The organism is Seonamhaeicola sediminis (assembly GCF_004358095.2).
Lineage (GTDB): Bacteria > Bacteroidota > Bacteroidia > Flavobacteriales > Flavobacteriaceae > Seonamhaeicola > Seonamhaeicola sediminis.
Genome location: NZ_SMZJ02000006.1, coordinates 129,514 through 149,467, shown reverse-complemented (window position 1 = coordinate 149,467; position 19,954 = coordinate 129,514). Strand labels below are relative to the sequence as shown.

At 33.5% G+C, this 19,954-nt stretch carries 17 protein-coding genes; 6 read left to right on the top strand and 11 right to left on the bottom strand.

The window, feature by feature from the left end:
- Positions 1-2: 2 nt before the first annotated feature.
- The 9 genes from E1J38_RS11470 to E1J38_RS11430 all read right to left on the bottom strand — a co-directional run bounded on the left by E1J38_RS11470 (position 3) and on the right by E1J38_RS11430 (position 9,709).
- Positions 3-674, bottom strand: coding sequence for a TetR/AcrR family transcriptional regulator (locus tag E1J38_RS11470; protein ID WP_133356831.1), 672 nt, complete (start codon positions 672-674; stop codon positions 3-5).
- Positions 675-857: 183 nt separating this feature from the next.
- A complete protein-coding gene (locus E1J38_RS11465; RefSeq protein WP_133356832.1) occupies positions 858-1,559 on the bottom strand; it encodes a sulfite exporter TauE/SafE family protein in 702 nt (233 codons plus the stop codon).
- A gap of 2 nt (positions 1,560-1,561) precedes the next feature.
- On the bottom strand, positions 1,562-2,008 hold the full coding sequence (locus tag E1J38_RS11460) for a FixH family protein (RefSeq protein WP_133356833.1): 447 nt from the start codon (positions 2,006-2,008) through the stop codon (positions 1,562-1,564).
- 125 nt (positions 2,009-2,133) lie between these two features.
- Positions 2,134-3,570: a cytochrome c oxidase accessory protein CcoG gene (gene ccoG / locus E1J38_RS11455; protein ID WP_255449878.1), complete on the bottom strand. Its 1,437-nt coding sequence runs from the start codon at positions 3,568-3,570 to the stop codon at positions 2,134-2,136.
- Positions 3,571-3,639: 69 nt separating this feature from the next.
- Positions 3,640-4,542 carry a cbb3-type cytochrome c oxidase N-terminal domain-containing protein gene (locus E1J38_RS11450; RefSeq protein ID WP_133356834.1) on the bottom strand — a complete coding sequence of 301 codons (903 nt, stop codon included), beginning with the start codon at positions 4,540-4,542 and terminating at the stop codon, positions 3,640-3,642.
- The gene (locus E1J38_RS11445) at positions 4,539-4,724 is read right to left on the bottom strand and encodes a CcoQ/FixQ family Cbb3-type cytochrome c oxidase assembly chaperone (protein ID WP_133356835.1); all 186 of its coding nucleotides are present in this window, start codon (positions 4,722-4,724) and stop codon (positions 4,539-4,541) included. The genes E1J38_RS11450 and E1J38_RS11445 overlap by 4 nt, the downstream gene beginning before the upstream one ends.
- A gap of 18 nt (positions 4,725-4,742) precedes the next feature.
- Positions 4,743-6,935 carry a cytochrome-c oxidase, cbb3-type subunit I gene (gene ccoN / locus E1J38_RS11440; RefSeq protein WP_133356836.1) on the bottom strand — a complete coding sequence of 731 codons (2,193 nt, stop codon included), beginning with the start codon at positions 6,933-6,935 and terminating at the stop codon, positions 4,743-4,745.
- Between the two features lie 9 nt (positions 6,936-6,944).
- Positions 6,945-7,130, bottom strand: coding sequence for a cbb3-type cytochrome oxidase assembly protein CcoS (ccoS, locus tag E1J38_RS11435; RefSeq protein ID WP_133356837.1), 186 nt, complete (start codon positions 7,128-7,130; stop codon positions 6,945-6,947).
- A 179-nt stretch (positions 7,131-7,309) separates the two neighbouring features.
- Positions 7,310-9,709 carry a heavy metal translocating P-type ATPase gene (locus tag E1J38_RS11430; protein WP_133356838.1) on the bottom strand — a complete coding sequence of 800 codons (2,400 nt, stop codon included), beginning with the start codon at positions 9,707-9,709 and terminating at the stop codon, positions 7,310-7,312.
- A gap of 106 nt (positions 9,710-9,815) precedes the next feature.
- Between E1J38_RS11430 and E1J38_RS11425 the strand changes: the two genes are divergently transcribed.
- The 6 genes from E1J38_RS11425 (at position 9,816) to E1J38_RS11400 (ending at position 17,713) form a co-directional block, all read left to right on the top strand.
- A complete protein-coding gene (locus E1J38_RS11425; protein ID WP_133357034.1) occupies positions 9,816-10,493 on the top strand; it encodes a Crp/Fnr family transcriptional regulator in 678 nt (225 codons plus the stop codon).
- Positions 10,494-10,580: 87 nt separating this feature from the next.
- Positions 10,581-11,708: a vWA domain-containing protein gene (locus tag E1J38_RS11420; protein WP_133356839.1), complete on the top strand. Its 1,128-nt coding sequence runs from the start codon at positions 10,581-10,583 to the stop codon at positions 11,706-11,708.
- Between the two features lies 1 nt (position 11,709).
- Positions 11,710-13,179, top strand: a complete 1,470-nt coding sequence (locus tag E1J38_RS11415) for a magnesium chelatase (protein WP_133356840.1) — start codon at positions 11,710-11,712, stop codon at positions 13,177-13,179.
- 253 nt (positions 13,180-13,432) lie between these two features.
- Positions 13,433-15,523, top strand: a complete 2,091-nt coding sequence (locus E1J38_RS11410; protein WP_133356841.1) for an HAD-IIB family hydrolase — start codon at positions 13,433-13,435, stop codon at positions 15,521-15,523.
- Between the two features lie 15 nt (positions 15,524-15,538).
- Positions 15,539-16,816, top strand: coding sequence for a glycosyltransferase (locus E1J38_RS11405; protein WP_133356842.1), 1,278 nt, complete (start codon positions 15,539-15,541; stop codon positions 16,814-16,816).
- Between the two features lie 12 nt (positions 16,817-16,828).
- Positions 16,829-17,713 carry a carbohydrate kinase family protein gene (locus E1J38_RS11400; RefSeq protein ID WP_133356843.1) on the top strand — a complete coding sequence of 295 codons (885 nt, stop codon included), beginning with the start codon at positions 16,829-16,831 and terminating at the stop codon, positions 17,711-17,713.
- On the opposite strand, the gene E1J38_RS11395 is transcribed toward E1J38_RS11400, so the two are convergent.
- Together E1J38_RS11395 and E1J38_RS11390 are read right to left on the bottom strand one after the other, a co-directional pair.
- Complete coding sequence (locus tag E1J38_RS11395; protein WP_255449877.1) at positions 17,710-18,285, bottom strand: YdeI/OmpD-associated family protein; 576 nt, start codon at positions 18,283-18,285, stop codon at positions 17,710-17,712. The two genes, E1J38_RS11400 and E1J38_RS11395, sit on opposite strands and share 4 nt — an antisense overlap.
- 3 nt (positions 18,286-18,288) lie before the next feature.
- Positions 18,289-19,929, bottom strand: a complete 1,641-nt coding sequence (locus tag E1J38_RS11390) for a M1 family metallopeptidase (protein WP_133356844.1) — start codon at positions 19,927-19,929, stop codon at positions 18,289-18,291.
- Positions 19,930-19,954: the final 25 nt, after the last annotated feature.

Sequence of the window (19,954 nt, the reverse complement as noted above, 5' to 3'; positions counted from 1 at the left end):
AATTAATTTTTCAAGGTATTAAGCACTAAGTTTTTTAAAAAATCTGTTGGGGTTGTTTCGTTATTACAATCTGTAATAGATGTGAAATGTACTTTTAAAAAATGCTGATGTAAACTAGCCTCCAAGATTGTACTTGCTAAACTTGAAGCAAATTTGTAATTAGGCTTCATAGCTTTAACCATATCTCTAAGTCTGTAAACTATGCGTTTGTATACAACAAAATACCCATCTTTATTTTCTTGATCTACTTCTTTAGTTAAAAATGATTTAGAGTTTTCATTAACCATAATTCTGTTAAGTGCTATTTCATTGATATGCGAAAAATTAGAATCTTCCTTAATAACTCTTGTTACTACTTCTATAGCTTTTTCTAATTTGTTTTTTGGATCAAGAGCATGCGTTTCAAAAACCAATTGATATTCAATCCAGGCCCAGTACCAAGATGATAAATACAACAGCAATTTATGTTTGCTTTCAAAATAACGATATATAGAACTCTCGTTAGAACCAATGCATGTTCCTAGTTTTTTAAAGGTAAAACTATCAAAACCAATATCATCTATTAATATGATGCTATGCTCCACTATACGCTTACCTAAATCTGAAGATTCTGGATCTTTTACATATATTTTTTCAGGAACAGCAATCTTTAAGTTTGAAAGTAACGAGTCCATATATAATAATTTTAATTGCAAATATAATAGCATTACTATTATAAAAACGAATTTAACTATTAATATTGTTAATATTACTAATAGATTTTTCTTATGTTAAAAATGTTTATGGATTTAAGTAATTAAAAACCAATAATTTACACAACAAAGAGGAGTAGCTGCTTTCTAGAAAAAACTATAGCATTAATGGCAATTGATACCATTAGTGACTAATTCTTGCACAGGTGTAGGTGAAACATAAGGGATACCCAAGCCTAAACCACGAAGAATAAATAAAATGCCTATAATAACAACAAAAACAGGAATAGCATTTTGTATTTTCTGTCTAGCAGCACCTTTTAAAAAATGACTGGCATAAATAGCAGTGGTCATTAAGGGTATGGTTCCTAAACCAAACAGGGTCATATACAAACTTCCATATAAAGCATTGCCTTCGCTAATAGCTCCAAAAATAGCCATATATACCAATCCGCATGGTAAAAACCCATTAAGGAAACCAATGGTTAAAAACGTGTCTGGAGATTTTCTTTTTAGTGCAGAACCTAAAGCAGACTTAATTTTTGAGATTAATTTGTATATAGGTTTAGAGATGCTATATTGGTTTAATTTATGTTGAGGAATTAAAATAAAACCTATCATCAAAACACCTATTATTATGGATAATTGTTGTTGAAAACCGAAAATAAAAAGACTTCTTCCTATTAGGCCAAAAACTAATCCAATTAAGCTGTATGCAAGTAATCTACCAATATGATAAACTGTAATTTGAGTAATTTTTCTTATTGAATTTGTTCTATCAACAGGTAGCATAAAAGCAATGGGGCCACACATACCAATACAGTGAAAACTACCCAATACCCCTAAAACAAATGCAGAAATTAACATAGTTAATAATCTAAAGATTCTTTAAATAAATAAGAAATTCCATTATATTGCCAATCAATTTTAATGTTCCAACGGCCATCTACCAAACGGGAGTCAGGTATGAGCAAATGTGTATTAGATAATGAAATGGTAGTTTCAAAATCTAGTTGTTTGTTAGATGGCCTATATAGGAACAATTTTCCTGAAATTTTTTTATGATCTAAATTACTAGGGAATACAATGATTAGACCCTCTTGAGTTTTTTTGTATGTTATATTTTCGCTTAAATTTTTGGCGTTTTTTAATTTGTCAATATCTTTCTGGTAAGCCAGCTCTTCAGCGTAATAATCTTCAGTTACTAAATCATGGTCATATTTGTCTTCCACATTCATTTTAATTAAAAAGAACATGATAAAGGCAATAAAACCTACAAAAGCTAGTACAATGCTTGTTCCCCAATTTAGTTTCATAATGTTAATTTCCTTTTAAGATGGAAATATTATTTTTATTTAATACTTTTTTTGGCTGTAACAGTTATTGATTGAAACTATTGTAATCCCACTCAATCAATAACATTACAGCCACCAACCAAAATTTATTTATAACTTCTAGGCCCTAAAAAATTAGCCGTACAAGTTTCTATAAGTTTATCGCCAGCAAAAACACCAATCTTAATTTTATTTCGATCACCAGTAAGTGCTGAATTGTTTATTTCAATGAACAAGGTGCCTTCTGCAATGCCTTGTTTTGGAACAGTAAAATCATTACTAGTAGCAACTAATTTTAAAGTTCCTTTATGGGACATTAGTTTTAGTGTTACATCCTCAATGTCTCCGGTTGTTTTATTTACCAATTTATAGGTAAAAACATTACTAATAATATTATCTTCTTTATGTTCATACAACTGCCCCGGTAATCTTAAAACATTAGCTTCAACTTCATTTCTTAAAAAAAGCATCCCAGTTAAAATACCAATTAAAATAGTTAGTACAGCAATGTAGCCTTTCATTCTAGCTGTAAGCCTAAACTTTACATTGTTTTTAATATTTTCCTCGCTTGCATAACGTATCAATCCTTTAGGTAGATTGATGTTTTCCATAATATGATCACATTCATCAATACAAGCGGTACAGTTTACACATTCTAACTGCGTACCATTTCTAATATCAATACCTGTAGGACAAACATGAACACACTGTAAACAATCTATACAATCACCATGACCAAGTGCTTGTCTGTCTTCATTTTTTCTAAACTTTTTTCTACCGTTTGTTCCTTCACCTCGCTTGTAATCGTAAGCAACTACTACAGATTTAGTATCTAAAAGCACGCCTTGTAACCTTCCGTAAGGACATGCTATAACGCAAACTTGTTCTCTAAACCAGGCAAACACAAAGTAGAAAACCGCTGTAAAAATCACTAAAGGTATGAGCGTACCCATATGACTAAATGGGCCTTCGGCAATATATTCTAGCAATCTATCTCCACCAATTAAATAGGCTAAAAACACATTAGCTATCAAAAAAGAAATGATTAGAAAAATTAAAAGTTTTAATCCTTTTTTTCTAATTTTTTCTGCATCCCATTTTTGTCTTGCTAATTTGCGTTGTTTGTTTCGGTCACCTTCAATCCAATACTCAATACGTCTAAAAACCATTTCCATGAAAATGGTTTGTGGACAAATCCAACCACAAAATATACGCCCAAACGCCACTGTAAAGAGTGTAATAAAAACCACCCCAATAATCATTGAGATAACGAACAAGTGAAAATCCTGCGGCCAAAACGGAAATCCGAAAATGTTAAATCGCCGTTCAAGAACGTTAAACATCAAAAATTGATTACCACCAATTTTTAGAAATGGCGAAGCCAATAAAAATGCCAATAAACCGTAGCTAACAAGCTTCCTTTTATCGTAGTACCTCCCACTTGGTTTTTTAGGATACACCCATGCACGTTTCCCTTCTTCAGTGATGGTGCTTATTGAATCTCTAAATATTTCGTTTTCTGGGGTTTCCAATTGGTTTGGCATTTAAGATTCCCTTTACTTATCAATGTGTAAAGGGAATCTGTTAGAAATGTGAGTTAGTCACTGTTTTCTTTATTCTTGAGTTTGTTCATTGCCAGCATTTTTATCAACCCAAACATCACCCTCTGGTGCTTTTGGATTGGCCGGCGTAGTGCCTTGTAAACTTAGCACATAGCTAGAAACTTGAGCTATCTGAGAGGGTTTCAACTGTGTTTTCCAAGCAATCATACCTTTACCAGACCGTCCGCCTTCAGAAACTGTTTTAAATACGTTTTTAATACCACCACCTAAAATCCAATGCTCATCGGTAAGATTTGGTCCAATACCACCACCGCCATCAGCCATATGACAAGCTACACAGTTGGTGTTAAAAATGGTTTTACCAGCATTTAAATCTCCGGCATCTGTCAATAATGTCACCGTGTTAATATCTACTAAATCTTTAGCAGTTTTCTTATATTCTTCAATAGCTGCTTTAGCATCAGCTAATTCAGTCTCTAATTCATCAAATTGACCAGGTCCATCAAAAATGTGAAATCTTACTAGATAAACTGCAGCAAACACAATGGTAATATAGAAGCCGTACAACCACCATGGTGGTAAGTTGTTGTCAAGTTCTTTAATACCATCATAATTATGGTCTAAAATAATTTCACCTTCCTCTTCAATTGGTTTTTGACCAAGAAGTTTTGTGTAGATCTTATTTAACCAAGTGAATTGATATGTTTTTCCTTTATCAGCTAAAAACTTAGCTTTAGCTTCCTCGTCTAACTTATGAAGCATCACATTTTCAAGAGCTCCTATAATGGCTTCAATAGCAATTAAAATAAGAAGTACTAAAAAGAGAAATAGTAATACTACAGGGTATTCTATAAAGGCTGGTTTTTCGCCTGAGTCTATAAAGAATTCAACAACTCCGAAGATAATGAAGAATACTACGGGTACTCTTACCCAAGATGGAACTAATTTTCTCATAATGTGTCGTCGTTTTGGTTGTCTAATGGAATATTGCTAACGGTGTTTATATAGTCTTTTTTTGCTGATACCACCCACCAAAACAGTACTACAAAAAAGATAAAAAAGATAAGTAAGGAGATGATTGGGTATATTTCTATACCTGTCATGCTCTCCATATGATTTTTTACAAATTTTAACATTGTTTCAAATTTTTATGGTTAGTTCTGTGCTGTTTCCACATTGATATCTGTTCCTAAGCGCTGTAAATAAGCAATAAGCGCTACAATCTCTCTGTTCTTCATCTCTACAAATGCTTCACCATTATCAGTAGCATATTTTTTATCTGCTTCATAGTTTTTAGCAAAGTCTGGGTCTGATTTCAGGTTCTCTTCAATTTGAGTGCCTTGATCTAACATGTTTTGTTGAGCATTAGCAATGTCTTCATCAGAATATGGAACTCCCAATGATACCATGGTACGCATTTTAGCTTCGGTTTGCGATTTATCTAGGGTGCTTGACGAACCAGTAATTAACCAAGGGTAACGTGGCATGATAGAACCAGATGAGGTACTTTGTGGATCGTACATATGATTAAAGTGCCAGTTGTCATTGTATTTACCACCAATTCTGTGTAAGTCTGGTCCTGTACGTTTACTACCCCAAAGAAACGGATGGTCATAAACAAACTCCCCAGCTTTAGAATATTCACCGTAGCGTTCTACCTCACTCCTAAATGGTCTAATCATTTGTGAGTGACAACTAACACAACCTTCTCGTATGTATATATCTCTACCTTCTAACTCTAAAGGCGTATATGGTTGTACGCTAGCAATGGTTGGTATGTTGGATTTCACCATAATGGTTGGTACAATCTGAATAATACCACCAATTAAAATGGCTACAGTAGCTAATAACGTTAATTGTACTGGTCTTCTTTCCAACCAAGTATGCCAACCTTCATTAGCAGTACGTCTTTTAGTTACACGTTCTAAGGCAGGTGCTTCCGCTAATTCATCTTCAACTTTACTACCTTGTTTGATAGTTACCCAAACGTTGTACACTAATATTAACAAGCCAATAACATACATGGAACCTCCAATAGCACGCATCCAGTACATTGGTATAATTTCAGTAACTGTTTCTAAAAAATTACCATACACTAAAGTGCCGTCTGGGTTAAACTGTTTCCACATACTAGCTTGTGTAAAACCAGCAACATACATTGGTAATGCATATATTATGATTCCTAATGTACCTAACCAGAAATGCAGGTTGGCCAATGGTAACGAGTGTAATTTGGTTTTAAATAGTCTTGGTACCAAATAATAAATCATACCAAAAGCCATGAAACCGTTCCAGGCTAAGGCCCCTACGTGTACGTGTGCAATAATCCAATCAGTAAAGTGAGCGATAGCATTAACGTTTTTTAGAGATAGTGTAGGCCCTTCAAAGGTTGCCATACCATAACCTGTAATAGCTACTACCATAAATTTTAAAACAGGGTCTGTTCTAACTTTATCCCAAGCACCACGTAAGGTTAATAATCCGTTTATCATACCACCCCAAGAAGGCATTAATAACATCACTGAGAATGTAACTCCTAAGTTTTGAGCCCATTCAGGTAAAGCAGTATATAATAAGTGGTGAGGTCCAGCCCATATGTAAATAAATATTAGCGACCAAAAGTGTACAATAGATAATCTATAAGAGTAAACCGGTCTGTTGGCTGCTTTAGGAATAAAGTAGTACATCAAACCTAAGAATGGTGTGGTTAAGAAGAACGCAACCGCATTATGACCATACCACCATTGTACCAAGGCATCTTGAACACCAGCGTAAACCGAATAACTTTTTAAAGCACTTACAGGTAATTCTAAACTATTAAAAATATGAAGTACAGCAACGGTAACAAAAGTAGCTATGTAGAACCAAACAGCAACGTATAAGTGACGTTGACGGCGTTTTAAAATAGTCCAAATCATGTTCACGCCAAACACCACCCACACAAGTGCAATGGCAATATCTATAGGCCATTCTAATTCGGCGTATTCTTTAGAGGTTGTAATACCCAACGGAAGCGTAATAGCTGCTGCTACAATAATGAGCTGCCACCCCCAGAAGTTAATATTACTTAAAAGGTCACTCGCCATACGGGTTTTAAGTAAACGCTGAAGCGAATAATAAACCCCTGCAAACATAGCGTTACCCACAAAAGCAAAAATAACTGCGTTGGTATGTAATGGTCTTAATCTACCAAAACTTAGCCATGAAATACCATCGGTAAGATTAGGAAATAAAAACATAAATGCCAATAGTAATCCTACTAGCATACCTACAACCCCAAAAATTATTGTGGCATAAATGAACTTTGTAACGATTTTATTATCGTAATGAAATTGTTGCATCTCCATAGTTAGTTGTTAATCTTTTTTGGTTAGTATTGATTTATTGGATTTTTCTTTTATAATTTCGTCTTCAAAAAGCATGCGTACAGACGGTGTGTAGCTATCATCAAATTGTCCACTTTTAACGGCTAAAATAAAGGCTATAAAGAAACCTACAGCTACAATAATGCTTATAGCTAGCAAAATATATATAACACTCATACCTAATTGAAGTTACGGTTCAAAAATACTTTCATAAACTTTTACAAAACATGACAAAAGTCATATTTGATTATTAATATTAGTTTGGGCGTTACCACGCTTTCTGCGTGGTCGGGCTTTCTGCTCCAAGTCCTCGTTCGTGCCTCACTATGGGCTTTTCACTACAATCCCTAACGCATTTATCTGCCAAAATCACTCTTATTATGTTTCAATCTTCTGCCTATAATGTTGGTGCAAATTGTGGTAAACACTACAATACTTATAGAACTCAAAGGCATTAAAATAGCTGCAACTACAGGCGCTAGCTGTCCTGTAACGGCAAAATATAACCCAATAATGTTATAGATAAAAGAGAGTACAAAACTCCATTTAATAATCTTTATAGCTGATTTTGATATTTTTAAATAGCTTGCTAATTCATTAAATTTAGAAGCATCAAGAATGGCATCACAAGCTGGAGAGAATACGTTTACATTTTCTGAAATAGCAATACCAACATTGCTTTGAGCAAGAGCTCCCGCATCATTTAACCCATCGCCAATCATGAGCACATTAGCACCTTCGCTTTGGTGATATTCAATATACTCTAGTTTATCCTCTGGTTTTTGGTTGAATAATAATTTTGTTTTAGGTGGTAGTAACTTGGTTAAGTTTTCCCTTTCTCCTTCATTATCACCAGATAGAATCACTAGGTCGTAATCCTTTTTAAGTATATTAAATAACTGTGATAATCCCTTTCGGTAGGCGTTGTAAAAGGTGAATTTACCCTTGTACCTATTATTAGTGCTCACATGAACTGTTGTGTTTAAAGTGCCTGTTTCTAATTCATACCCTACAAAAGGAGCTGATCCAATTCTTATATGTTCATTGTTAAATTGAGCCTCAATACCTTTACCAATATATTCTTGATACCTATCTAAAGTTAAAATATCATTATCGTTTAAAAGTTCATACAATGATCTACTCAAAGGATGGTTAGAACCTCTTAAAGTACTTCTTAATAAAGCTTCTTCAGAAGATGAAAGAACCTCTCCATCATAACTTATTGAGGCGCCTTTATTAGATGTGATAGTGCCTGTTTTATCAAAAATTATGGTGTTTATTTTAGCTAGTTGTTCTATAACGCTGGCATTTTTTAAATAGAATTTATTCCTCCCCAAAATACGTAAAATATTTCCAAAAGTAAAAGGAGCCGATAATGCTATAGCACAGGGGCATGCAATAATTAATACGGCTGTAAATACATTGATGGCTTTAGACGAATCATTTAAAAGCCAATATCCTGTGGCTATCAAAGCAATCAATAAAATGGTTATGGTGAAATTTTTACTAATACGGTTGGTAAGTGTTGTGAATGATGATTCTTTGTCTTTTTGAAAAACATCATTACTCCAAAGTTGGGTAAGGTAACTTTGTTCAACAGATTTTAAAACATCTACTTCAATATTACCATCCATCTGTTTACCACCAGCAAATAACTTATCTCCAGATTGTTTAGATACTGCTTTTGATTCTCCAGTAACAAAACTATAATCTATGCGTGCTTTTCCTTTAATTAAAATACAATCAACAGGGATAAGCTCTTCATTTCTAATAAGTAGTCTGTCTCCTTTTTTTATATCATAAACTTGGATAGACTCCTCGTTTCCTTCTGCAGATAATTTTGTAATTCCAATAGGGAAATATGATTTATAGTCACGTTCAAAAGATAAAAACGAATAGGTTTTTTGTTGGAAAAATTTACCAACTAGTAGGAAGAAAATAAGTCCGGTTAAACTATCAAAAAAACCAGAACCTGTATCTAGCATAATTTCAATACTACTTCTAATAAAAAGAACGGCTGTACCTAAAGCAATGGGAACATCAATATTTAAAATTTTAGAACGAAGACCTTTATATGCAGAAATAAAATAATCTTGCGCTGAGAAAAAAACTACTGGTAAGCTGTAAGCAAACATTAACCATCTAAATAGGTGCTTATATTTTTCCAACCAAAATTCACCAACTTCAAAATATTCTGGAAACGATAAGAACATAACATTTCCAAAAGCAAAACCAGCAACACCCAGTTTGTAAATTAGTGAACGGTCTGTTTTCTTTTTGCCAACGCTATAATCTTCTAAACTTATATAAGGTTCATAGCCAATACTACTTAAAAGTATAACCAGTTCTTTTAAGGTAGTTTTTTGAGTGTTGTAGGTAATCCTAACGGTTTTCTTGCCAAAATTTACAATAGAACCACTTACAGCAGTATGTAGTTTATTGAGGTTTTCTAAAATCCAAATACAGGAACTGCAGTGGATGTGTGGAATGTAGAGATTCACAATTTGCGTATCGTCGCTATTGAACTCTAAAAGTTGTTCAACAATTTTAGTGTTTTCCAAGAAATTATATTTGCCAGCCACTTCCTTTGGTGTAGCTCCAGGAGCTTCTTGCAAATCATAATAACAAGTTAAATCGTTTACAGAGAAAATCTCGTAGACCGTTTTACAGCCATTACAACAAAAAGGTTTGTTATCAAAAGTTATGTTTGCAGATGTTGCATCCAGTCCACAGTGGAAACATAATGTATGCTCCATAATATATGCTCATTTTTACCCGTTGCAAAGGTGAAAAGTTAGTGAAAAATTAAATATGATATTTATCATGATTTACTTATTTTTACACGTCCAGAAAAATATAGGTATGGGTAAGTGTGAACAATGTATTATAAAACAGTTTAATTCTCTTAAAGCATTGACTAAAGAAGAGTTAGTGAGAATTTCATCTTGTAAGACATCTAAAATTATAAAAAAAGGTGAGGTTATTTTTGAGGAGGGTGAAGTACTAAATGGCGTTTATTGTGTGAAAGATGGTATTTGTAAGCTGACAAAGTTGAGTGCTAACGGAAAGGATCAAATTGTAAAAATGGTTGTTAAAGGCGATTTGTTAGGACAGCGCTCTATTGTTACTGAAGAAAGATCTAATTTACAAGCTACTGCCTTGAACGATATGGAAGTTTGCTTTATTCCAAAGAGTGAGATTTTAGCAGACTTGCAAAAAAATCCAGATTTTACGTTTAACGTACTTAAAGATATGGCTAACGATTTAAAGGAGGCTGATGATGTTATTGTAAATATGGCACAAAAATCTGTAAGGCAGCGTTTAGCAGAAACCATAATTTACATTCATGAAAGTTTTGGTGTAAACCCTGATGGCACCTTAAGTGTTTTACTATCTAGAGAAGATTTTGCTAATATAGTTGGAACTGCTACAGAATCTGCAATTAGGGTGTTATCTCAATTTAAAAAAGAAGGATTGATTTCTACTACGGGGAAACGTATTAAAATTGAAAACATCGAAGACCTAAAGCGGGTAGAATAATTCCTATTAGATATTCCTGTTAAATTATAGATAAATCCAATAAGTATAATAATATGTTACATGAAAAAATAGTATTTTTATGTGGCTATGAATACTTATAAAAACTTACGGAAAGGCTTTTTATTTAAAAAATATGAAGCGCCATATCTCTCTCCTTTTGATAAACTCTTTGACATATTTAAAGAGTTAATAACGCATACATCAGGAGATTTTGATGAAGCCATAAATTGGTTACGTGAATTAGATAAGGAGTATAAACTTACTACTCCCAAATATACCATTGATGATTTTGTAGAAGACCTAAAAACGAAAGGTTACCTAAAAGAAGAAATAAATCCCAACGGAGAGCCTTCTCTTACTATTACAGCAAAGACCGAAAGAGCTATAAGGCAACAAGCTTTAGATCAAATTTTTGGAAAGATTAGGAAAAGCGGCAAAGGAAATCATAGAAGCAAAGCCCAAGGTTTGGGAGATGAGCATACGGGAGATTTTAGAGGGTATCAATTTGGAGATACCCTTGATAAGGTATCTATGACCGAAAGTTTAAAAAATGCTCAAATTAATAATGGAATTTCTGATTTCACATTATCTGAAGATGATTTAGTAGTTGAAGAAACTCTGCATAAATCACAGATGAGTACGGTACTTATGATAGACATAAGCCATAGTATGATTTTATACGGTGAAGACCGCATTACACCAGCAAAAAAAGTAGCCATGGCTTTAGCTGAACTCATTACTACAAGATACCCAAAAGACACCTTAGATATATTGGTATTCGGTAATGATGCTTGGCGAATTGAAATAAAAGATTTGCCATATTTAAAAGTTGGTCCTTATCATACCAATACCGTAGCTGGTTTACAACTAGCAATGGATATTTTAAGAAGAAAACGAAATACCAACAAACAAATTTTTATGATTACTGATGGTAAACCAAGCTGTTTACGATTACCAGACGGACAATATTATAAGAATAGTTTTGGATTAGACACAGATATTGTGAACAAATGCTATATGATGGCACAACAAGCAAGAAAATTACATATTCCAATTACTACATTCATGATTGCAAAAGACGAATATCTTATGCAGTTTGTTAGAGAGTTTACATATGCCAATCAAGGAAAGGCATTCTATACAGGCATCAAAGGTCTAGGAGAGATGATTTTTGAAGATTACGAAACTAATAGAAAAAAGAGAATACGAGGATAGTATGAAAGTAGAAAATATTAAGACTTTAGGAGAATTAAAAAAAGCTGGATATCACTCCAAATCTATAAAAGATGAATTACGAGATAACCTAGTTCAAAAAATAAAAAATAAAGAAACCACTTTTTCGGGTGTACATGGTTATGAAAACTCTGTAATTCCAGATTTAGAAAGAGCCATCCTTTCTAGGCATAATATTAACCTCCTTGGGTTAAGAGGGCAAGCCAAAACGCGTTTAGCAAGATTGATGCTCAATTTATTAGATGAGTATATTCCTATGGTTGAAGGTTCTGAAATCAATGATGATCCCTACAATCCCATTTCTAGATATGCCATTGAATTAATTAAAGAAAAAGGTGATAATACGCCCATTTCATGGATTCATAGAAATGACAGATTTGCTGAAAAATTAGCTACTCCAGATGTTACTGTTGCTGATATTATCGGAGATGTTGACCCCATAAAAGCGGCCAATTTAAAATTGAGTTATGCAGATGATCGTGTGATTCATTATGGTATGATTCCAAGAGCCAATAGGTGCATTTTTGTTATCAATGAATTGCCAGACTTGCAAGCCAGAATTCAGGTGGCTTTATTTAATATTTTACAGGAAGGCGATATACAAATTAGAGGTTTTAAATTAAGGCTGCCTTTAGATATGCAGTTTGTTTTTACAGCTAATCCAGAAGATTACACCAATAGAGGTAGTATAGTTACACCTTTAAAAGATAGGATTGGTTCCCAAATATTAACACATTACCCTGAAAACATTAAAACGGCTAAACAAATTACCCAGCAAGAATCTAATTTAGTTGAGAGTCAAAAGAACCATATATACGTTCCTGAATTGGCTAAAGACTTGTTAGAACAAATTGTTTTTGAAGCAAGAACAAGTGAATATGTTGATGTGAAATCTGGTGTAAGTGCCCGTTTGAGTATTACTGCTTATGAAAATCTACTAAGCACTGCTGAGAGGAGAATGCTAACAACAGGTGATGATGATAATACTATTTTGAGATTGAGTGATTTTGTAGGTGTTATTCCATCTATTACTGGAAAAGTAGAACTGGTTTATGAAGGCGAACAAGAAGGAGCTGCTTTTGTAGCTATGAATTTAATAGGAGAAGCCATAAAGCATTTGTTTACTGAATACTTTCCAAAGATTGAAAAGTTACAGAGACAAGATGAGAACACCCCTTATGATGATATTGTTTCTTGGTTTTTCAATCAAAAAGATGGCTTTGAATTGTTGGATGATTTAAGAGATAAGGAATATCAAAGTCTATTAAATAATATTACACCACTTAATGATTTGTTGGGAAAATATCAACCAAACTTAAAACCTGAAGATACGCTGTTTATGAAGGAGTTTGTTCTTTGGGCATTAGTAGAATATAAGTTGTTGAGCAAGCAAAGGTTTTCTGAAGGTTTACAATTTAACGACCCTTATGGCAGTTATATAAGTGGAATATAAAAATAAAAGTGTATGTGTTAAGAGCCAACTTGAGAATTCAAATTGGCTCTTTTTTTTATCTATATAAGTTTATTTTAGTATTGTAAAATATCTAAAATAGCAATACGAAAGTTTAAGAATTCGTATTGGTTTGCACTTTATTTATCAGTTTTTAAAAATGGGCGAAATTCGACTATTTTGGCTTGTTTTTGACTCATTAAAGCCTTATTTTATCCAAAATAATAAAAAAAACGCAAATTTTTAAAAATTCTATATGAGTAAAACCAATGTTGATATTTCAGAAAATATTAGATTATTGTCATTCGATATTGATAATACATTAATAGATTTTCATACTTACAAAAGCAACTTTAAAAGCGTTTGGGAAACTTTTAAACCCAAAGATGTTTTACTAGCTTATAATACTGGACGCTTAATTGATGATGTTCTAGATTTGATAAAACGAGACATTATTCCAGAACCAGACTACATCATATCTGGAGTTGGTACTCATATTTATAATTATAATGACCAAAAGGTTGTAAAAGAATTTAATAATGTGCTTGATGATGGTTGGGACCTCATTACTGTGGAAAGCATTATAAACAGAATGAGTCATCCAATTAGTGAGCAGCCCACAAAGTTTCAGCATGCTTATAAACGAAGTTATTTCTTTCATAATGCAAGTCCAGACCACATTATGGGAATTGAGGAAGATTTCAACAATGCTAATATGGATGTTAGTGTTGTGTATTCTGGAGAAAAATTTCTGGATATACTTCCAAAATACGCTAATAAGGGTAATGCATTGCAGTGGTTGTTAAAACAGTTAAATATCAATACACAAGAAACTTTAGTAGCTGGAGATAGCGGAAATGACTCTGCTATGTTCAATTTTAAAGAAATAAAGGGAATTGTAGTTTCTAATGCCCATGAAGAACTTTACAAATATACCAAGCACAAACAAGTATATCATTCTGAGAAAGAATGTGGCGATGGAGTTATTGAAGGGTTGGTGTATTACTCTATATTACCAGAAGAAGCCTTAAATGCTACAGATATTAACGAAAGCGAAGATTTTTTTGTTAAGCAAGAACTTGACCACATAGCATTGGATAATCAAAATGAGGATGAGAAAATTAACCTTATAAAAGAAGGGTACACAAAAGCTATTGAGGCACTTAAAAGAAATATTACACCGCTTGGTTTTTCGGCCTGTTCAATTAAGGACAATGAGGCTAATGGTACTGATGAAAACTATTATAGCGTTTGGGCCAGAGATGGAGCCATAACAGTTATAGGTTCTTTGCCCTTAGTATATGATAAAGAAATACACCAATGCCAACGTAAAACATTGGAAACGCTATTTGAACATATTTCTAGAAATGGACAAATACCATCTAATGTAAGAATAAAAGACAATGTGCCAGATTATTCTGGAGTAGGAGGGATTTGTTCTATAGATAGTGGTATTTGGGTTGTTATTGCATTCTATGAATATGTAAATATTACAAAAGATATAAAGTTTTTAAGAACTTATATTAATGATATTAAGGAAACCATGCGTTGGCTTGGAGCTCATGATAGCAATAATGATGCGTTACTAGAAATTCCAGAGGCAGGAGACTGGACAGACTTATTTGGTAGAAGTTATAATATTCTTTATGACGAAATTCTCTGGTATAGAGCTAATGTTTGCTTTGGAAGAATGTTAGAAATGTTGGGAGAGTATGAAGAAGCTGGTGAATATATTAGATGGTCGCAAGTAGTAAAAAAGGAAATATTGCAAAACTTTTGGCCAACAACCCAGCAGCAATTATTCCAATCTGTATCTTTTGCAGAAAAGCAATTTACCTTAGGTGATACTTCTTATTTAATTGCTCAAACAACACCTTTTGATTTTAGTTGGAGATGTGATGTTCTTGGTAATGTTTTAGCCTTTTTACACGGTGCAATAGATGCTGAAAAAGCACGCCAAACATTTAGGTTTATGCTTGGTGTTGGTGTTAATGATCCATTTCCAGTGGCCAATGTATATCCTGTAGTAAGCCCTGGAGATCCAGATTGGAGACCTTATTATACAGTGAATCTATTGAATTTACCAAATCATTATCACAATGGAGGTATTTGGCCTTTTGTTGGAGGCTTTTGGGTGAAATTTGTAAATAAGCTTGGTTTTAAAGAAATGGCCGTAGCAGAATTGTATAAGCTCGCCTTAATGAATCAAGAAGGAATAAATAATGAATGGGAGTTTACTGAATGGGCGCATGGTACAACCGGAAAACCTATGGGTAAAGCTTATCAGGCATGGTCTGCGGCTCAGTATATATCCGCTTGTCATGACTTAAAAATAATTGATAAATAACTTAAATAAAAACTTATGAAATCTATATTAATGATCTCTTTACATGGATATGTAGCAGCAAACCCAGAACTAGGAAAACCAGATACAGGGGGTCAGGTTGTATATGTTTTGGAACTTGCAGAACGTTTTAGCCGACTTGGTAAGAAGGTTGATTTAGTTACAAGACAATTTGAAAACCAGCCAGAATATGACCATGTAGATGAGAATTACAGTGTATGGCGAATTCCGTTTGGTGGCAAAAAGTTTATCAGAAAAGAAGATATGCATGATCATCTTAAAAAGTTTGTAACCAATACGCTGGCAGCCATTAAAAAAGAAGGTAAAAAATATGATGTAGTATATTCTCATTATTGGGATGCAGGTTGGGCAGGACAAAAAATTGCAGAGGAATTAGGGGTTTCCCATGTGCATACACCTCATTCGGTAGGCTGGTGGAAACAGCACACCATGGGTAGTGATATGGATGAAAAAGAGATGGAGAAAAAATATCGATTTAAAGAACGTATTAGAAAAGAATATTTTGTCTACCAAATGTGCAACCATATTATAGCAACAACCATCCCTCAGGTAGATTTGTTGACCAAACAATATGATGTGTTGCCAAAAAACTGTACTATGATTCCTCCTGGTATCGATGAAAACCGTTTTTTTCCTGTACCTTCTAAAGAAAACGATAAGATTCGCGTAAAATATGATATTCATCCTACTGATATTTTAACATTAGGACGAATGGCTCATAATAAAGGTTATGACCTTTTAATAAAAGCATTGCCAACTGTTTTTGAACTTTGCCCTGAAGCAAGATTGGTTGCCGCCATAGGTAGCGATAATTCTAATAGGGATGACGTAGGGGTTGCTAAACTTAAAAAAATGGCAAGTGAGCTTGGTGTCATGGACAAAATACAATGGAAAAGTTATATTGCAGATGAAGATTTGGCAAATGTTTATCGTTCTGCAAACATTTTTGCAATGCCATCAAGATATGAGCCTTTTGGAATGGTAGCTATTGAGGCTATGGCCTGCGGTACCCCAAGTATTATTACTGTTCATGGTGGATTGTATGATTTGATTGATTTTGGTAATCAAGCATTATTTGCAGATCCACATAGACCCATAGAATTTGGAGCTATGATGGCAATGCCTTTACTATATCCTAAAATGCGCAATGAATTATCAGTTGAGGGAGCTCGCTTTGCACGACGTAATTTTGGATGGACAGGTATAGCTAAACGTATGCTTCAAGTGTTTAGGAACTCTATTAACCAGCAAACTATGGAGTCTAATATTTATTAAAATCTATATTTAATGTCGAAAGTAGTATGCTTTGGAGAAGTTTTATGGGATATATTTCCTAATGGAGAAACGAAGATTGGTGGGGCACCATTAAATGTAGCTTTACGTTTTAATGCTTTTGAGCATCAAGTAGTAATGGTCAGTGCTATTGGTAATGACGACAATGGTACTAAACTTTGTGAATATCTAAAAGATAATGGTTTGGATACAAGCAACATCCAAATAAAGGATGATTTTGCCACAGGTGAAGTAGAAATAACACTGGATAAAAAAGGTATAGCCAAATATGATATTATGTGTCCAAGGGCTTGGGATAAAATAGAACTCAATAATGTTATAATTGAAGAAGTTAAAGCATCTCATGCATTTGTTTTTGGTAGTTTAGTTTCCAGAGATCAAGTTTCTCGAGAAACACTTTTAAAGCTTATTGATTTAGCGCTTTATAAGGTTTTTGATGTCAATTTGCGGCCACCTCATTATTCTGTTGAATTGCTTGAAACGCTTATGGAAAAAGCAGATTTTATAAAGTTTAATGATGAAGAACTATATAAAGTTTCGAATCATTTTAATTCTAAATTTAAAGGGTTAGAGCAAAACTTGAAGTTTATTTCTCAAAAAACGAAAACCAAACATATTTGTGTAACCAAAGGCGAGCATGGAGCTGTTTTGTTGTTTAATGATAAATTGTACTATAACAGCGGTTACCAAATTAAAGTTGCAGATACTGTTGGTGCAGGAGATTCATTTTTAGGTTCTCTTATTAGCAAACTACTTCGGGGGGAAAATCCTCAAAAAGCTATTGATTTTGCCTGTGCCATTGGAGCCATGGTTGCTCAATCTAAAGGAGCCAACCCTAAATTTACTTTAGATGAAATACAAGAATTTGCTAACCTCTAGTAGTTGTCTCTAGATTTTATATTAGCAACACATAACCTAATTACCTCTGAAATACGTTTTTGTTTTGTTTCAGGTCGTTTGGCACTGTAAACCCATGATAGGTAACTTTTTCTGTAACTCTTTGAAAAGTTTTGGAAGTTTTCAAAAGCTTTTTGGTTTTTATCGAAGGCTGCTTGTAATTCGGTGGGTATGATTTCATTTTCAATGGCTTCAGAGGCATTCCAGCTTCCATTCATCTTAGCAATTTCTATGCACTTGTACCCAGACTCATGGATTAATCTTGAGCTTTCTAATTCTTTTATATAACGTTTATTAATAGCACTCCAGTTGCTTTTTGAGTTACGTTTACAGAAATATTGTCTTCGTTTACCGTTGCCTAAACTTTTTACAGTAGAATCTATCCAACCAAAACATAATGCTACTTTTACAGCGTCTTCCCATCGCATGGTAGGAATATTGGTTTCAAGTTTATAAAAAATAAGATAAACACCTTTTTCTTTGATATGGTTTTTTAAAAGCCAGTCGTACCAATCGGTGTCACGTTCGAAATAAAGTTCAGGAAAATCAATCAATATCTAAATCTTTTTTGACTCTACATAAAAATCAGGGTCTATTTCAAAGGTCTTAATTTTATTTTCGGATGTAAGCGTTTTCCAGTCGCTCTTTGGAAATAACCATTGTTGAACTTCGTTAACTTTAATTTGAATAGGCATATCAAAATTATCAGTAATGTTTGTCCAACGATATTTGAATTTTTTACCTTCAATTTTGTATTCCAAAGTTGGAATCATAGTGGTTCTTAAATATTGATTAAAAAATTCGGTTAAATCGTATCCAGTTTGCTCACTTATGTAATCTTCAATTTGTTTAGTGGTAACGGTTTGATGATAAAATGTAGTGTTCAAACCTCTCATGATTTTTCGCCATTTTTCATCATCTTCAATCAATTGTCTAAGGGTATGTAATATGTTTGAGCCTTTATAATACATATCACCAGAGCCTTCATGGTTTACATGATATTGACCAATTATAGGTCTGTCATTTTTTATAAGTTTTCTGGTACCAATGACATATTCTGAGGCAGCTTCTTTACCATAGTGATAGTCTAAAAATAAATTTTCAGAATATGCCGTAAAGCCTTCATGTATCCACATATCAGCAACATCCTTGTAGGTTATGTTATTAGCAAACCACTCATGTCCAGCTTCATGAATGATTATAAAATCGAATTTTAAACCCCATCCCGTTCCAGACAAGTCGTTTCCTAAATACCCTTTTTTATACTGATTTCCATAGGTAACACTACTTTGATGTTCCATGCCTAAATAAGGCACTTCAACTAATTTAAAGCTATCTGCATAAAACGGATACTGACCAAACCAATGTTCAAAAGCTTCCATCATTTTTGGTGCATCCTTAAAATGTTCTTTTGCTTTTTCAAGGTTATCTCTCATTACATAATAATCCATATCCAGATTTCCTGCCATACCATCATACACCTCAGAAAAGTTTACATAATCACCTACATTAATATTAACACCATAATTATTAATGGGGTTTTTAACTACCCAATGAAACGTTTTTGTATCTCCAATTTGTTCAACTAAACGCAGTCTGCCATTAGAAACGTTTGTTAATTTAGCTGGCACATTTACGCTTATAAGCATACTGTCTACTTCATCATACATATGGTCTTTACACGGCCACCATACGCTAGCTCCTAAACCTTGACATGAGGAAGCAATAAAGTGATTTCCGTTGTTGTCTTTTTTCCAAGAAATACCACCATCCCATGGGGCTCTAACAGCTTCTTTAGGGTTTCCTTGATAGTAAACATCTATAGTATTTACAGAATTAACATTTTGGGGTTGATTAAGTGTAATAAAGTGAGCATTTCCATCATGTTTTATTGTTAATTCCTCCTCATTTTGAATTGCTTTAGTCAGTTTTAAAGGGGGTTGCAAATCTATTTGCATCACCGTGTGTGGTTCTAAAACTTTATATTGAATGGTATTTTTACCCGAAATGAATTTTTTATCGGGTTCAACTTTAATATCTAAATGATAATATGATAAATCCCACCATGCACGTTCTGGAGTTATTGAACCTCGTAAGGTGTCCTGTCTAGTAAAAGTATGCTTGTCTGTAAGCAATTGAGCATTTGAAAAACCAAGAGAAAACAAGGTTAAAAGAAAAGCCATGTAAAGTGTCTTCATACTATGAATTTTATCAAATGTAGCC

Excerpts from the sequence above, each read along its gene's own strand:
- E1J38_RS11470 (WP_133356831.1), bottom strand. The coding sequence starts at position 674 with ATGGACTCGTTACTTTCAAACTTAAAGATTGCTGTTCCTGAAAAAATA.
- E1J38_RS11465 (WP_133356832.1), bottom strand. The coding sequence starts at position 1,559 with ATGTTAATTTCTGCATTTGTTTTAGGGGTATTGGGTAGTTTTCACTGT.
- E1J38_RS11460 (WP_133356833.1), bottom strand. The coding sequence starts at position 2,008 with ATGAAACTAAATTGGGGAACAAGCATTGTACTAGCTTTTGTAGGTTTT.
- ccoG (WP_255449878.1), bottom strand. The coding sequence starts at position 3,570 with ATGCCAAACCAATTGGAAACCCCAGAAAACGAAATATTTAGAGATTCA.
- E1J38_RS11450 (WP_133356834.1), bottom strand. The coding sequence starts at position 4,542 with ATGAGAAAATTAGTTCCATCTTGGGTAAGAGTACCCGTAGTATTCTTC.
- E1J38_RS11445 (WP_133356835.1), bottom strand. The coding sequence starts at position 4,724 with ATGTTAAAATTTGTAAAAAATCATATGGAGAGCATGACAGGTATAGAA.
- ccoN (WP_133356836.1), bottom strand. The coding sequence starts at position 6,935 with ATGGAGATGCAACAATTTCATTACGATAATAAAATCGTTACAAAGTTC.
- ccoS (WP_133356837.1), bottom strand. The coding sequence starts at position 7,130 with ATGAGTGTTATATATATTTTGCTAGCTATAAGCATTATTGTAGCTGTA.
- E1J38_RS11430 (WP_133356838.1), bottom strand. The coding sequence starts at position 9,709 with ATGGAGCATACATTATGTTTCCACTGTGGACTGGATGCAACATCTGCA.
- E1J38_RS11425 (WP_133357034.1), top strand. The coding sequence starts at position 9,816 with ATGGGTAAGTGTGAACAATGTATTATAAAACAGTTTAATTCTCTTAAA.
- E1J38_RS11420 (WP_133356839.1), top strand. The coding sequence starts at position 10,581 with ATGAATACTTATAAAAACTTACGGAAAGGCTTTTTATTTAAAAAATAT.
- E1J38_RS11415 (WP_133356840.1), top strand. The coding sequence starts at position 11,710 with ATGAAAGTAGAAAATATTAAGACTTTAGGAGAATTAAAAAAAGCTGGA.
- E1J38_RS11410 (WP_133356841.1), top strand. The coding sequence starts at position 13,433 with ATGAGTAAAACCAATGTTGATATTTCAGAAAATATTAGATTATTGTCA.
- E1J38_RS11405 (WP_133356842.1), top strand. The coding sequence starts at position 15,539 with ATGAAATCTATATTAATGATCTCTTTACATGGATATGTAGCAGCAAAC.
- E1J38_RS11400 (WP_133356843.1), top strand. The coding sequence starts at position 16,829 with ATGTCGAAAGTAGTATGCTTTGGAGAAGTTTTATGGGATATATTTCCT.
- E1J38_RS11390 (WP_133356844.1), bottom strand. The coding sequence starts at position 19,929 with ATGAAGACACTTTACATGGCTTTTCTTTTAACCTTGTTTTCTCTTGGT.